Genomic DNA, 14,008 nt, shown 5'->3' with positions numbered 1-14,008 from the left:
TTCTTAAATTATGAGGTAATTCGTTAAGTTTTTGTTGGTCCGTACCTCCTATTCTTAATTTTTCACCTCACATCTATATGAAATATATTTTTATATATCGATTAGATTATGTGGTGTTTTGTATTTCTTATGTTGAAATCATTATAACCCGGTATTTTTAATTTGTCAACACTTTTTTGGAAAAAATTTTATTTTTTCTATTTTTAATTGTATCATTTTATTATTTTATATTAATTATTTTAATTTTCAGAAATATTCTATTAATTTCATACAAATTCATTCCAGAATCACGTCCACATAATCCCCCAGGGCATGGGGTATTTTTATACACAAATGGATCTGCCCGTCCTCATGGTAGGAAAAGCCCTGAGGCGTTTCCCGATTCTCACCATAGTCAAAGCTTCTCAGTGCATCTGCCAATTGCTCCTTATCTCCGTAAAGGATTGTCAGACGCTCCTTAAGCTCCCAGTCAAGCTCACCTTCCGCCGTATATCCGTTCCCCTCTAAAAGCTTTTTCGCCAGTTCATCCGTATCCCGGCAGTAAGCCAGGCGGACGCTTTCTCCGGAAATTATGTCAATATTATAGGTGTAGCAGAAGCGGGCGGGGTCCGTCTCATCTTTCTGACTGTAGAGACCCTCTATCAGTATGGAAAGCATCTGATCATTCATGGTCTTTACCGAGTAAGTGACCTCCATGCTGCTTCCCTCTTCAGCTTCGCTTAAGGCTTTCTCGGCATGTCCACGGATGGTTTCATTCCATTTCTTCTCTGCTTCCCCGTCAGAAAGTCCGGCAATCTGGGGATAAGAAATCTGTATCTGATTCCGGGACAATTTCTTTTCCTCCACATGATAGGATGCCTCTTCATAGGGATAAAGCTCAAGGGCCTCGCTGTAAACACCATGACCAGTATTCAGCGTCTCTCCCTCTACGGTTATAAGAATGGAGCTTCCCTGATAGGCGTCCAGAAAGGTGTTTACCAGGCTTCCCATTGCCGCCGCTTCCCCGGCCGCATCCAAACCGGAGAGATACGTCTCAAAATCCTCCGACAGATCCAGCATCAGCATAAGACCATCCTCCTGCTTTCTCTGTTCAAAGCCCTGAACAGATGCCGTATCCGGAACCATTTGGTAAAAAGACAGATTCAAAAGCAGGATCTCCGGGGTAATCTCTTCTGTCCGGGTCATGCTGACGCAAAGGGGTTCTCCGCTTTCATCGCTGTAATAGATGCGGATGGGGATTCCGGATGAACCGGTATTTTCCGAGTCCTCTTTCGCAGGAAGCGCCATGGGATCTTGTGCGCTTTTCCTGTTGCCGCAAGCCGCTGTTAACAGAATCAGAAGCATCATCCCCCATAAAAGTATACTCTTTTTCATTCCTTTCACCCCTTTTCTGCCTCATAAAACGAAAAAATTAAGGTATTACTATCATTCATCCTTTCAGATAAGCATAACAGCAACACCTTAATTTTTTATGAAGAAAAATCACGTTTCCAATTAAATTTTTCCGATTGTTTCCGTTTTTTTCCTGTTCCCCTTTTTATGCCGAAAAATTTCTATCATTTGTTTTTCATCACTCTACAGAACAGCTGCCTTTGCATACAGCTGATACAGCTTTCTTGCCTGCCGGAACACGTCCCGTTCCATAGCCCTCTGTCTTCCACGAGTGGTTAAATTCGGCAGCTCCCCCTCCAAAATCTGGCTGATCAAACGTTCAAATTCCGCCTGGCTGCTTCCCTTGTACACATCCGCCCGGTTCTTAAGCCATCCCTGGTAAACGGGAATGTCACGGAGCAAAACCGGAATCTCGCAGGAAAGGGCCTCCAGAACTACAATCCCCTCCGTTTCCTCGTAGGACGGGAAAAAGAACAGATCACTGCCGCTGTAAGCCTCCCGTATCTCTTCCGGAGACACATAGCCTGCAAAGGTCAGATTCGGCAGGCGGGTGCGCACGGCCTTTCGCACCTTTCCGGGAATCTGAATATCCGGCGTGTAGCCGAACCAAATAAACTGGTACTCCTGCATCTGCTGGGCCATATCCACAAAGTCCAGGATTCCCTTTCGTTCAAAGTAAAGCCCTACGGAAAGAATGACCCGATCCGTCTCCGTAAAGCCGTACTCTCTCCTGAACCGGCTGCGCACAGCCATATTTTTCTGAAAGCGAAAAGTATCTACCCCATTGGAAATCACGGCAATGGGCCTGCGAATCCCATAGCTTATCAAAAGGGAGCGGGAATAAGCCGTGGGTGTAAGAATCAAATCTCCCAGCTCATAGCATTTTACCAGCCACCTCTGAAAGAGGGGCGCCAAAAGATTGGATCCTGTAAATGAATTTTCAAAATCCTCCCTGGTGGAATGAGCGTGATAAATCACTTTCTTTCCGGCTCTCTTCGCCTTTTTCGCCATCTGGTAATCACTGGGAAAAATACTGTTCAAATGCAGAATATCATAATCCTCCTCCGGATTATCCGTGACCTCCACGCCATTTTCTTCAAGGGAGTCTCTCTGCATCTGCATAGCCCGCCCGATTCCGCTTCGGGAAAGCAGCTTTTGATTCTTCGAATACAAAAGAACTTTCATGTACCCTCAACCTCCATTCCAGTACCGCAGCATCCGGAACAGTACGGACTGCTAGATGAATTTCCGGTCACCGAAAGCGTGTGTCCCCGGCTCCGCCGGGAGACTCTCCCGGATGCTGCTGTTATATAAACGATTAACCGCCTGCCCAAAAGCCTCCGTTCCAAAAGCTTTTGCAAGTTCACGGCTATGAATGCTCATCCGCTCTCGTTTTTGCCCGTCTCTTAAAATCTCTTTCACATAGCTGCTAAATTCTTCTCTGCCCCGGTAGGAATAGCCATTCTCTCCATGATCCAGTACTCCGGTCAAACAGGGATCTCTGCGGCAGACCAAAGGCAGGCCGCTTGCCAGCGCTTCCACATAAGTTAAGCCTTGTGTTTCACTGGTGGATGCACAGACAAACAAATCCGCCATCCGGTAAAAAGCCGGAACCATTTTAGGCTCTGCCATTCCATAGAAATAAACCTGCTTCTCAAGCCCCAGTTCCCCGGCCAGTCTCCGGAGACTATCCTCCGCCGGACCGCCGCCTACAATCAAAAGTATGGCTTCCTGGCCGGAGATATCCGCCTCTTTCCAGCTGCGCAGCAGCTCGTCCACCCGTTTTTCAAATCCAAGGCGCCCCAGGCTCAGGACGATCCGAACATCCGGCTCTATTTTACATTCCTTTCGGATTTCGGAAAGCATATCCCCGGGTATGGGAGCAGAAAACTCTTTCAGCTGGATTCCCGTGGGAATGATGGCTGTTTTCTTTTCCACCCCATAGCTTAGAAAGGTTCTCTCCACTTTTTTAGTCGGAGTAATGATCCGATCTACAGGGCGAAGCCGCCAGCGCATGTATGCGGCTACGGCTGCAGGACCCAGATATTTTCCCATGGGAACATATTTTGTATACTGCTCATACAGAGTATGGCAGGTATGTATAAAGACAGCTCCCGTATCCTCCGCAATCCGTTTTCCATAGCTGAAAGTGCAGAACTCACACTGGCTGTGAACGATATCGGGCATCCATTCCGTCAGCTCCCGCCGATAGGATCCGTCTCCCGGTACCGGAATGCGCACCCCCGGATAGATTCCGGACGGAACAGAGCGGAGATACCACACATTTTCCTCCTGGTAAGCCTTTCCCGTATCGGATACGGTCAAAATCCGCACCTCATGTCCCTGCCTTGCAAGCTCTCTCTCCAGATTCAGCACAGAGGTTACCACGCCGTTGATGGTGGAGCGGAATAAATCGGTTGTAATCAAAATTTTCATGCTATCAATCCTCCCAGCCAGCTTCCCGTGTAAAGCAATGCCAAACTGTACATGGCAATGGACGCAGGCTTTCCTAATATTATAATGGTTCCAAACTTCTTCCAGGACATACGGGTAAGTCCTGCCAGCATGCACAAGAAATCATCCGGCGCACAGGGGAAGAAAATTGCCATGGCAAAAAAACGGTCAAACTTCTTTCCCCGTTCCAGCCAGCCTGCATATTTTTCGTAGGTTTCTTCCTTTACAAATGCCTGTACAAAGCATTTTCCGTATCGTCTGGCCAGATAGAAGTTAATAAAGGAACCGATGACGATTCCAATGTAATTGTAGAGCAGCCCCTCCCAGGCACCGAACAGGATAACGCCCACGGCGCAGGAAATCCCTCCGGGAATTATAGGAATGACTACCTGTATGATCTGGATCAGTACAAATATCAACGGACCGTAGATTCCGCTTTTTGCCACAAGCGCCTCCATCTGACTTCGATCCGTAAATATTCCCGTCTTTATGCCATATATGGTAAAAATCAAAAGCGCTGCCATGGAGCCCCAGGTAATTAGATTTATAATCTTCTGTTTCTTTTGGGTCATTTTCTCTCCCTCCTTTGCTGTCATTCTTCTTTGATTTGCTTATCTATCTTTCTAAACGATTATTTTACCCTTATTTCTTCACAATTTTAATTATTTTTCTGATTCTTAAATGAATATTAAGAATTTTCGACACTTTTGGAAAAATTCTACTCTTTAAAAAGTACAAAAGTAAGCACAAAAAATGCACAGAACTAATCCCCTGTGCTGCTTCACAAGCAATTGGCTCTGTGCTTTCTTTCCTGATTTCTTATTTTTTTGTTACGGGAATCCACACCTCATACTGGGCATTCTGCGGGTCCGGATTGAGATAAACCTCAACATCCGGCGCATTTGCATATTCATAGCCCGAGGTTGGCAGCCATTCACTGATAATCCGCTGTTCCAGCTCCTGAATGGACTGATTGGTTCCGCTTCCCGGGAAAATGGCCCAGGCAGACGCCGGTATCTGATATTCCTCAAAGCCCTCTGCCTTCTTTGTACTGGAAACGGCTATAAAGTATTTCCACTGCTCCTCGTTGCCGCAGGCACTCACGCCCAAAAGACCCATGGGAGGTGTGTCCATCAAGCCGGCCAGCTTTTCTATGGTTCCGTTTGTGACTGCATCCTGCCACATCTGGGGCACTACCATAAAATTTTTCTCAACCTCCTGCTGCAAGGGCGCTGATACGCCTACAATGCGAAAGCTCTCCTTTGTTTCAATACGGTAATTCATTTCCTCTGCTCCTTTCACCGCAATGGTAAATGCAAGAGGCGGAAAGGATTTCACGGATACGCCCTCGCTTCGAACTGCGGAGGGCGCTATCCCATGAACTCCCTGAAAGGCCCGGTTAAAGGCCGTGGGAGAATGATAGCCGTATTTTTCCGCAATGTCCACGATTTTTTCCTTTCCTCCCTGCAGATCCACTGCAGCAAGGGACATTTTTCTTCTTCGAACGTATTCGGACAGGGTAATGCCGGCCATATAGGTAAACATCCTCTGAAAATGATATGCGGAGCAGCAGGCAATCCTCCCAAGCCGCTCATAATCCATCTCCTCCGTCAGATGCTCCTCTATGTAGCGCATGCTGTCATTTAACCGTTCCACCCATTCCATGAAAATACCTCCTGCTTTCCATTGGCATTCATTGGACAAAACTGACGCAGTCCAATGAATGCGTTTAAAATCGTCTGTTTTCACACACTATTATAAAATATTTTCTTCTCTGTTTCCTCTCTATTCCTGCACAAAAAAGAGAGGTTTGCTTCATTGTCATTTTACAAATTTATACCCAATCCCCCGAACCGTTTGAATATACTCCGGCTTTTTTGCAATCCGCTCCAGCTTCCTCCGCAGATTGCGGATGTGAACGTCCACTGTCCGGGTTTCTCCTAAGTAAGCGTAACCCCATATTTGTTCCAAAAGCTGCTCCCTTGTATATACCCTGTTTGGATGGCTGGCCAAAAGATACAGCAGCTCATATTCTTTTAGGGAAAGGGTAACAGGCTCTCCCCGAAGCCTTGCCTCCCGAGCCCCATGATCGATCTCCAAATCCCCTGCCAGAAGCTTAGGCTCCGACTGGACTTCCGTTTTTCCGGGGGTACTTCTGCGCAAAAGGGCCTTGACTCTGGCCTCCAGCTCCCGGATGCCAAAGGGCTTGCTTAAATAATCATCCGCCCCCATCTCCAGTCCCAGAACCTTGTCAATCTCATCTCCCTTTGCAGTCAGCATGATAATCGGCAGAGAAGCGAGCATAGAATCAGCTCGGATTCTCCGTAGCACCTCGACTCCGTCTATCCCCGGAAGCATGCAGTCCAGCAGCGCCAGATCCACCTGTGCTTTCTTTAAAAGCTCCAGACCCTTTTCTCCCGTTTCCGCCCCAAGAACCTTATAGCCTGCCTTTGTCAGATTGTATTCCAGAAGCTCCCGTATATGCTGCTCGTCATCAATGGTTAGAATAACCTGCTTTCCCATATGTTCCTCCCATTTTATCATGTTGCAAGGCAAAGTTCTCCTGTCCTAAAGAGACATGTATTCCACTCTCAGAAATAATAGGGCAGCTCCACCCGGAATTCGCTTCCCTCCCCCGGGCGGCTTTTTACCTGAATCGTGCCTTTATATAGTTCCACAATATGCTTCACGATAGACAGCCCCAGGCCCGTTCCTCCCTGTTCTCTGGAACGTCCCTTGTCCACACGGTAAAACCGCTCAAAGATACGCTCTGTCTGCTCTGCCTCCATGCCGATTCCCGTATCGGTGATCTCCAGCACCAAATCTTTTGGCGTACTCCTGCAGTTAATGGTCACTGCTCCGAATTCCGTAGCTTTCAGTCCGTTGTCCACCAGATTAATCAGAAGCTGCTTCAAGCGATCTCGATTGCAGGTATAGGGACGCACGCTGGAATCCGGTGTGAAGATCAGACGCACATGGGGCTTTACCTTTGGTGTCAGAAGCTCCACCACTTCCTCAATCACCTTATTGACATCACAGGGCTCCTGCCGCACATCTTTTTTATTTTCAATCTCGGAAAGCAGCAGTGTGTCATCAATCAGATTCCCCAGACGCTCCGTCTCAATGTCAATAATATCCAGAAACCTTCCTGCACATTCCGGGTCCTCCAAGGCCCCATTTTTCAGGGTTTCCACAAATCCCCGGATAGAAGTCAGAGGTGTTTTCAGTTCATGGGTTACATTGGAAACAAACTCCCGACGCTGCTTTTCTACCGCTTTCGTAGCCGACAGATATTTTCGAAAATACATGATCAGGGAAAGTACCAGTAACAGCAGGATTGCAATGGCTAATATGGTGGAGCGAAAAAATTCATCATCCATATTCTTTAGCTCCTCCATGGGAATGGCCGTTCGCAGCACACCCCGAAAGCTTTTCACACGCAAAGGTACCGCACAGTAGCAGTAATCCATCCCGAAAGTGGATGAACGGCGAATGATGCTGTTGCTCTCGCCGGATAATGCTTTTTGCACCTCTTCCCGATCCAAATGGTTGCTCATCACCTGTCCGGCCCCCTTAGAGTCTCCCAGCACCTGTCCTTTTTCATCTATAATCGTAATTCTTATATTGTATTTTTCTCCGTAATGCTCTGCAAAATCTTTTAATTCCTCACCGGAGGGAAACACACCCCTGGTATCCTCTTCCAAAAGAATATCCCGAAGCAGCTCCGCCTGGGTCAGATATCCGACTTCGCTCTGTTTTTCCAGATAGGTAAATCCATTACTCCAAAATGCATATTCAAAGGCCAGCAAGGCTATTACCGCAGCCACCGCATAGCCGATTAAAAATTTCTTTTTCAAATCCATGACGTTCCTATTCCCCGCACCTTTTATATGGAAAAGGCTTCCGGTCTTAAGACCATGTGCCCGTAAGTCCCTCCGGCACTGTTCAATGGGCCGCTGTTTTTGTTGCTATATCTCATCCGCCACATAGCCTGCAATGTTATTGGCATGGTCTGAAATTCGCTCTATATTGCTTAAGATATCCAGGTAAATCACTCCCCTAGCGGCGGAGCATTGATTCCGGGATAAACGTTCGATGTGTTTCTCCCGAAGTTCCTCTTCCAGATCGTCAACCTCATCCTCCAGCTGTATGGTCTGCTGCACATAAGCTATTTTCTCTGTCTGCCGGGCTAATATGGATGCTTTCATAGAGTCCAGCGCCAGCCCTTCTAGCTCTTCCAGACCTTCCATAGCTTCCATGGAAAAGGTCAGCCTCTCCTGAATCATTCGTTCTGCCATTTCCGCAATGTTATCACAGTGATCACTCATTCGCTCAATATCGCTCACTGTATAAACAAGGTTCCCCACCACCTGTCTCTGGTGATCGGTCAGGGAAGTGGTACTGATTTTAGCCAGGTATTCTGTCATTCGACTTTCGTACTTATTCATAGTTTCTTCTATTTGATAAGCTTTGTCAACTCGTTTTTGATTGCCCGTGCGGACTGCATCAAAGACTAGCTTCGCATGCTGACAGGACAGCTCACCCATGCGCACTACTTCTTTTGCCGCATGCTCTACCGCAAAGGATGGGGTCTCCAAAATACGCTCGTCCAGATGAGGAAGTCCGTATTCTTCCTCTTTCTCTTCTTCCGTTTCTTCTTCTCCCTTTACCAGAAGCCCTGACATCTTTACCAGCCAGTTGGCAAATGGGAATAGAATGAGGGTGTTTGTTATGTTGAAGACTGTATGGAAGACGGAGATCTGTACACTGCTGATGGAGGATGCCGCCAGCGTGCGGTTCAGGGTAAATATGCTGAACATAATTCCGCCGAATATGACTGCTCCTATAACGTTGAAGAGCAGATGGATTGCCGCCGCCCGTTTGGCTGTCCGCTGTGCCCCAAGGCTTGACAGCAATGCTGTAACGCAGGTTCCGATGTTCTGACCCAGGGTGATATAGATTGCTGAGTTCCAGGTCACGACTCCATTTGCCGCAAGGGTTTGGAGAATACCTACAGAGGCGGATGAGCTTTGGATTACGGCTGTCACTGCAAGTCCTGTGAGGATTCCAAGGATGGGATTTCCTCCTAAGATTCGAAAGGCTTCGGAAAAGATGGGCGCATCCCGATAGGGAGTGATGGCGCCGGACATGAAGCTCAGACCGATGAACAGGATGCCGAAGCCCATGAGGATCTCGCTTAGCTCCCGTGCCTTTTCTTTTTTGGAAAAGAGTATGAGAAATGCACCAATTCCGATTAGCAGGGGGGCAAAAAATTCGGGTTTTAATGCGCTTCCCCACTCGCTCATGGATACGACCCATGCGGTGATGGTGGTTCCGATATTGGCTCCCATGATGATGCCGGCCGCCTGGGTGAGGTTCATAAGGCCGGCATTGACAAAGCCTACGACCATGACTGTGGTGGCGGAGCTGCTTTGGATAACTGCGGTGACTGCTGCGCCCAAAAGGATTCCCATAAGGCGATTTTTTGTAAGCACTTCCAGGAGATGGCGCATACGGCCTCCTGCGGATTTTTGCAGGCCGTCTGCCATTACGTTCATACCATATAAGAACATTCCAAGACCGCCGATAAAGCGGAATAGCATTTCTATATGCTGCATGTGGTTTCCTCCGTGTGTATTTTACATTTTTTGTTATTTGTGGTCCGAATCAGAATAACAGAGGGATGTAAAATACAATCGCAGTATTTGTAAATTCTGTGTAAAGTATGTATGGGGAGGGGTGTATTTTGAGGACGGACGGGACAGCCATAAAACAGATCCGCCGGCTTTTTCGAGAACAGGCGGACACCTGATATCGGAAAAGCCGGCGGATCTGTTTTATGGCTGTCCCTGGTTTTTGAAATAACCGGAACTTATTAATGAAGCTAATAAGTTAGTATACGCAAGTGACTTAAATATGTTTTGTTGTTTATTCCACATCCTGCAGCGCTGCCAGATCCTCTTCACCGGTGCGGACTTTTACTACCCGGTCTACATTGTAGACGAAGATCTTGCCGTCCCCGATATGTCCTGTGTAGAGAACCCTCTTGGCTGTCTCTATTATGGTGTCTACCGGGATGTTTCCTACGATTACTTCTACTTTTACTTTCGGGAGCAGGGTGGCATCCATCTCTACGCCCCGATAGCGCTCGCCGGCTCCCTTCTGTACACCGCAGCCCATAACCTGGGTGACGGTCATTCCGGTTACGCCGATGTCATTCATAGCTTTCTTAAGCTTGTCATACCGGGACAGCTTGGCGATAATGGATACTTTGTAGATGCCGGAAGGAGAGATGGGGGCTTCTGCTACTTTTACGGCGGCGTTTCTCTGTGCATTGGATGCCGCATCATAATCCTCTACGCCAAGGTTGGTATTTTCGTTTATTTCCATGGTCATGGTGTTGGCGATATCCATGATGCTGAAGCCTGCATAGGCGGATGGAAGACCGTGTTCGCAGGAATCCAGTCCTATGATCTCTTCTTCCTCGGATACACGAAGACCGATGGCTGCCCGAATGATGAAAAATGCGATGGTTATAGTTACGGCTGTCCAGGCCGCTACTGCGATAAAGCCTATGAGCTGAATGCCGAGCAGTTCAAAACCGCCGCCGTAAAACAAGCCGATAAGACTGTCATTGCCCGGTGCGGAGGTGGTTGCAAAGAGTCCCACCGCAATGGTTCCCCAGATGCCGTTTAAGCAGTGTACGGCTACGGCGCCTACGGGATCGTCAATATGCAGCACATAATCCAAAAGCCAAACACCAAAGACTACCAGCACACCGGATACTGCGCCAATTATCAGGGCCCCCGTCACATCCGTAACATCACAGGGAGCAGTAATGGCTACCAGACCGGCCAGGGATGCATTCAGGCTCATGGATACATCTGGCTTTCCATATTTGATCCAGGTAAATATCATACAAACTACAGTGGCAATTGCGGGAGCAACTGTGGTTGTTACAAAGATGGAGCCAAGCTGCTCTACGCTTGTTGCCGCAGCGCCGTTGAAGCCGTACCAGCCCAGCCAGAGGATAAATACGCCCAGACATCCAATGGGAAGATTGTGTCCCGGAAATGCATTTACCTTTGTTATGTTTCCATCCTTATCCTTTACAAATTTTCCGATACGGGGACCGAGAATCTTTGCTCCGATAAGTGCGGAAATACCGCCTACCATATGAATGGCGCAGGAACCGGCAAAATCATGAAAGCCCATCTGCGAGAGCCAGCCGCCGCCCCAGATCCAGTGTGCCTCAATGGGATAAATCAGGGCGGAAATCACCGCCGAATAGATACAGTAGGATAAAAACTTTGTTCTCTCTGCCATTGCGCCGGAAACGATGGTTGCTGTGGTGGCACAGAATACCAGGTTAAACACGAAGTTTGACCAGTCAAAGCTTTCATAGCCGGTAAATATATCAAAGCCCGGCTTTCCAATCAGCCCCATCAAGTCCTCGCCCAATAATAAGCTAAAGCCTATCAGAATAAACACGACCGTACCAATACAGAAGTCCATCAGGTTCTTCATTAAAATATTTCCTGCGTTCTTTGCCCGGGTAAAGCCCGTCTCAACCATGGCAAAGCCTGCCTGCATCCAAAATACCAGCGCTGCGCCTATTAAAAACCAGACTGCGAAAACCTGGCCGCTTACAGCATTCATTAATTCTTCTGTCATAACATTTCCTCCTCTTTGTTCTGGCTCTTTCGCATTCCAAAAGGATTGCTGTCTGATAACCAGCTTCTTTTCTGTGAATACAGCTTCCATACAGGCGGCCGCCCTGTAAATTAAGAAATATAAAAAAGGAGATTTCCATGAACGATTTCCGTTCATCAAAATCTCCTTTGATATGACCCTTATTATACCCCTCCCATTTTGAAAGTCAATGGTAGGATGTTCCAAAAAATTATTGTTAAAAAATTTATATATCTGGAAATTTTCACAAAATTTATCCTTTTCATGACTTCATATCCACGCAAACAAACGAAATCCCTACAATGCCTCCAAATGAATCCAACCATAACCACGTTCATATTTTATTCACATATCTTTCAAAAAACGTTAAATTGATTAACATAATCCATTCATTTCTATTCTATATAATAAGACCATAAGATAAAGCAAGACAAAAAACAACATGACAGCCCCTAGTAAGCAATTACTATTTTTTGAATAAACTTTTTCATAATAAATGCCAGGCAGACTAGCTGCCTGGCATCCTCCCATTTATGGGGCTATGAGCAAAACAGAATCGAGCTTATGCCCGTACACCGCCGCAGTCTCCCAAAATCCTGCAAGGATAAATAGACTAAAACCTCATATTGTGGTACAATACTACAAAAAAGTAGTCTGGAGCGTACAAAAATAATGATCAATGAATGGAATTCCATTAAGTCCTATATCCGCAGAACCTCCTGGGCAATTCTATTAATTGCCGCATCCGTCTTCCTGTGCCATGGCTCTCTTCTGTTTTCTGAGCGATTTGGTATTGATACTGAATTCATTATGAGCGGCGTTCACAATTTTAACTCTTTAGGCCGTCAGGGTCTGGTCTGGCTGGGACAATTGCTGGGACTTGAATGGTTTAATCTCTACTATGCGCAGGCTTTGGTTATATTATTTCTCATACTTGCCCCTATTTCCTTTGGATATCTGTTTTGGAACGCCAGCGGAAAAGACGTTTGTGTTCTTCCACTTTTTCTGCTTGGCCTTTCTTTTGTTATCTCACCCTTTTGGACTGCACAGATTTACTTTTTGAATCAAAGTCCACAGGTTCTGTTTAGCTGCATTTTAATACCCATTATTATATCATTGGCAGAAAAAGCAAGGAGCGCCTTTCATCGGAAATGGTATTATATTGTCTTTGCGGTTGCATTTATGCAGCCTGTTTTTTCCTGTTATCAGGTTCTGATTATGATTTATGTTACTGCAATCGCTGCCATATTTTTATTATCCGCCTTCAAGTCAAAGCATACTGTCAGGGAACAGCTCTTGTGGATCCTATATCATGCTTCTGTATTCCTGTGCGGCTTTCTTATCTATCTCATTATATCGAATCTGTTTTTTTTAGATGGAACCGACTATCTTCAAAGCCAAATGTGGTGGAACCTGATGGAAACCTCAGAGGCCGCCCGCTTATGCCTGGATACGCTCAGAGGCTTATGCGGAAATAATCCGCCCTATACAACAGGGCTCTACCCTTACTTTGCTCTGCTTCTGCTTATCCTCACGTTCTATCAGCTATATACAGGGAAACGGAAATGGACGGGCTCTGCCTTCTTATTTATTCTAGTTGAACTTTTTATTATTGCTGTCCCATCCGTTTTCATCCTTATATATGGAGGTTTGATTCCTGACAGAATGCAGCTTCTTCTGCCTTTTAGCCAGGGATGCATCCTTTACATGATTACTTTTATGCTGCCGGAAAAAAAGAATCTCACTGAAGCAAGCGTAAAACTATGGATTCGCCGAGGTGCTGCTCTGTTCCTTGTTGTTTTATTATGGAAGGATTTCTCTGCTCAGCTTAGTTACTGCAACCGCCTTTATTATACAGATGAGTGGAGATATCAGTATGACAAGGAGCTTGCAGGTGATATCTACAGCAAGCTTCTGGCTTTGCAAAACTCTGGAAAATATAGTTCTTCCCTCTTTTTAAAGACCGTGTTCCTTGGGCGCCCAGAGCTTCCTTACAATGATACCTGTATGAGGGGACATGTTATGGGCGTCTCAGAATTTGCATTTGATGCCTGGGAGAAAACCATGTATCGGCCCAGAATCGTTTATTTTATGAGTCAGCTTGGATATCCTATGGAACAGTACTTTTCCGAAGATGATGAGGCTCTGTTCTTTGAATCCTTCCAAAATGATTTTGGTGCGCTTGTAGATGCAATGCCCTGTTATCCCAGTGATAATTATATACAGGTACTCTCCAACGAAGAAAGCGGCCAGGAATATCTCATTATTAAGCTGAGCGAAGACTGGTGGGGATGGGATTAAAAAAGCTTGATACATTATATCAGACTCAAGGCTTCGGCTGCGCACAAAAAACACAGCCGGAGTCTCATGTCTAATATAAAAGGGAGAGATAGGGCAAAACTGCCCTTAACAAAAGATACAAAAAAGGCATTACCACGGGAATTGGTAACGCCTTTGTTATCATTTGTAC

At 46.4% G+C, this 14,008-nt stretch carries 10 protein-coding genes; 1 reads left to right on the top strand and 9 read right to left on the bottom strand.

The window, feature by feature from the left end; genetic code table 11:
• Positions 1-276 precede the first annotated feature (276 nt).
• The 9 genes from VSQ61_RS11065 to VSQ61_RS11025 form a co-directional block, all read right to left on the bottom strand.
• Complete coding sequence (locus VSQ61_RS11065) at positions 277-1,374, bottom strand: GerMN domain-containing protein (RefSeq protein WP_334344492.1); 1,098 nt, start codon at positions 1,372-1,374, stop codon at positions 277-279.
• Positions 1,375-1,575: 201 nt separating this feature from the next.
• Positions 1,576-2,577: an LTA glycolipid anchor biosynthesis glycosyltransferase, IagA/BgsA family gene (locus VSQ61_RS11060; protein ID WP_334344491.1), complete on the bottom strand. Its 1,002-nt coding sequence runs from the start codon at positions 2,575-2,577 to the stop codon at positions 1,576-1,578.
• A gap of 51 nt (positions 2,578-2,628) precedes the next feature.
• Positions 2,629-3,828 carry a glycosyltransferase gene (locus VSQ61_RS11055; RefSeq protein ID WP_334344490.1) on the bottom strand — a complete coding sequence of 400 codons (1,200 nt, stop codon included), beginning with the start codon at positions 3,826-3,828 and terminating at the stop codon, positions 2,629-2,631.
• The gene (locus tag VSQ61_RS11050) at positions 3,825-4,418 is read right to left on the bottom strand and encodes a TVP38/TMEM64 family protein (RefSeq protein ID WP_334344489.1); all 594 of its coding nucleotides are present in this window, start codon (positions 4,416-4,418) and stop codon (positions 3,825-3,827) included. Before VSQ61_RS11050 ends, VSQ61_RS11055 begins: the two co-directional genes overlap by 4 nt.
• Positions 4,419-4,665: 247 nt before the next feature.
• Positions 4,666-5,511 (bottom strand): AraC family transcriptional regulator, encoded by an 846-nt coding sequence (locus VSQ61_RS11045; RefSeq protein ID WP_334344488.1) that lies wholly within the window; start codon positions 5,509-5,511, stop codon positions 4,666-4,668.
• Positions 5,512-5,667: 156 nt separating this feature from the next.
• A complete protein-coding gene (locus VSQ61_RS11040) occupies positions 5,668-6,369 on the bottom strand; it encodes a response regulator transcription factor (RefSeq protein ID WP_334344487.1) in 702 nt (233 codons plus the stop codon).
• 68 nt (positions 6,370-6,437) lie between these two features.
• Positions 6,438-7,703: a sensor histidine kinase gene (locus VSQ61_RS11035; protein ID WP_334344486.1), complete on the bottom strand. Its 1,266-nt coding sequence runs from the start codon at positions 7,701-7,703 to the stop codon at positions 6,438-6,440.
• A 111-nt stretch (positions 7,704-7,814) separates the two neighbouring features.
• A complete protein-coding gene (locus tag VSQ61_RS11030) occupies positions 7,815-9,464 on the bottom strand; it encodes a Na/Pi cotransporter family protein (protein ID WP_334344485.1) in 1,650 nt (549 codons plus the stop codon).
• A 310-nt stretch (positions 9,465-9,774) separates the two neighbouring features.
• Positions 9,775-11,520 carry an ammonium transporter gene (locus tag VSQ61_RS11025; protein WP_334344484.1) on the bottom strand — a complete coding sequence of 582 codons (1,746 nt, stop codon included), beginning with the start codon at positions 11,518-11,520 and terminating at the stop codon, positions 9,775-9,777.
• Positions 11,521-12,210: 690 nt separating this feature from the next.
• Between VSQ61_RS11025 and VSQ61_RS11020 the strand changes: the two genes are divergently transcribed.
• Complete coding sequence (locus VSQ61_RS11020) at positions 12,211-13,839, top strand: glucosyltransferase domain-containing protein (RefSeq protein WP_334344483.1); 1,629 nt, start codon at positions 12,211-12,213, stop codon at positions 13,837-13,839.
• The last annotated feature ends 169 nt before the right edge of the window (positions 13,840-14,008 follow it).

It is taken from the genome of Candidatus Merdisoma sp. JLR.KK006, from assembly GCF_036941035.1.
In the GTDB taxonomy this organism is placed as follows: Bacteria; Bacillota; Clostridia; order Lachnospirales; family Lachnospiraceae; genus Laedolimicola.
The sequence above is the reverse complement of the archived record's forward strand: the minus strand, read 5'-3'. Positions and strand labels throughout refer to the sequence as shown.

Coding starts and splice junctions, on each gene's coding strand:
- VSQ61_RS11060 (WP_334344491.1), bottom strand. CDS start 2,577: ATGAAAGTTCTTTTGTATTCGAAGAATCAAAAGCTGCTTTCCCGAAGC.
- VSQ61_RS11020 (WP_334344483.1), top strand. CDS start 12,211: ATGATCAATGAATGGAATTCCATTAAGTCCTATATCCGCAGAACCTCC.
- VSQ61_RS11055 (WP_334344490.1), bottom strand. CDS start 3,828: ATGAAAATTTTGATTACAACCGATTTATTCCGCTCCACCATCAACGGC.
- VSQ61_RS11030 (WP_334344485.1), bottom strand. CDS start 9,464: ATGCAGCATATAGAAATGCTATTCCGCTTTATCGGCGGTCTTGGAATG.
- VSQ61_RS11065 (WP_334344492.1), bottom strand. CDS start 1,374: ATGAAAAAGAGTATACTTTTATGGGGGATGATGCTTCTGATTCTGTTA.
- VSQ61_RS11050 (WP_334344489.1), bottom strand. CDS start 4,418: ATGACCCAAAAGAAACAGAAGATTATAAATCTAATTACCTGGGGCTCC.
- VSQ61_RS11025 (WP_334344484.1), bottom strand. CDS start 11,520: ATGACAGAAGAATTAATGAATGCTGTAAGCGGCCAGGTTTTCGCAGTC.
- VSQ61_RS11040 (WP_334344487.1), bottom strand. CDS start 6,369: ATGGGAAAGCAGGTTATTCTAACCATTGATGACGAGCAGCATATACGG.
- VSQ61_RS11045 (WP_334344488.1), bottom strand. CDS start 5,511: ATGGAATGGGTGGAACGGTTAAATGACAGCATGCGCTACATAGAGGAG.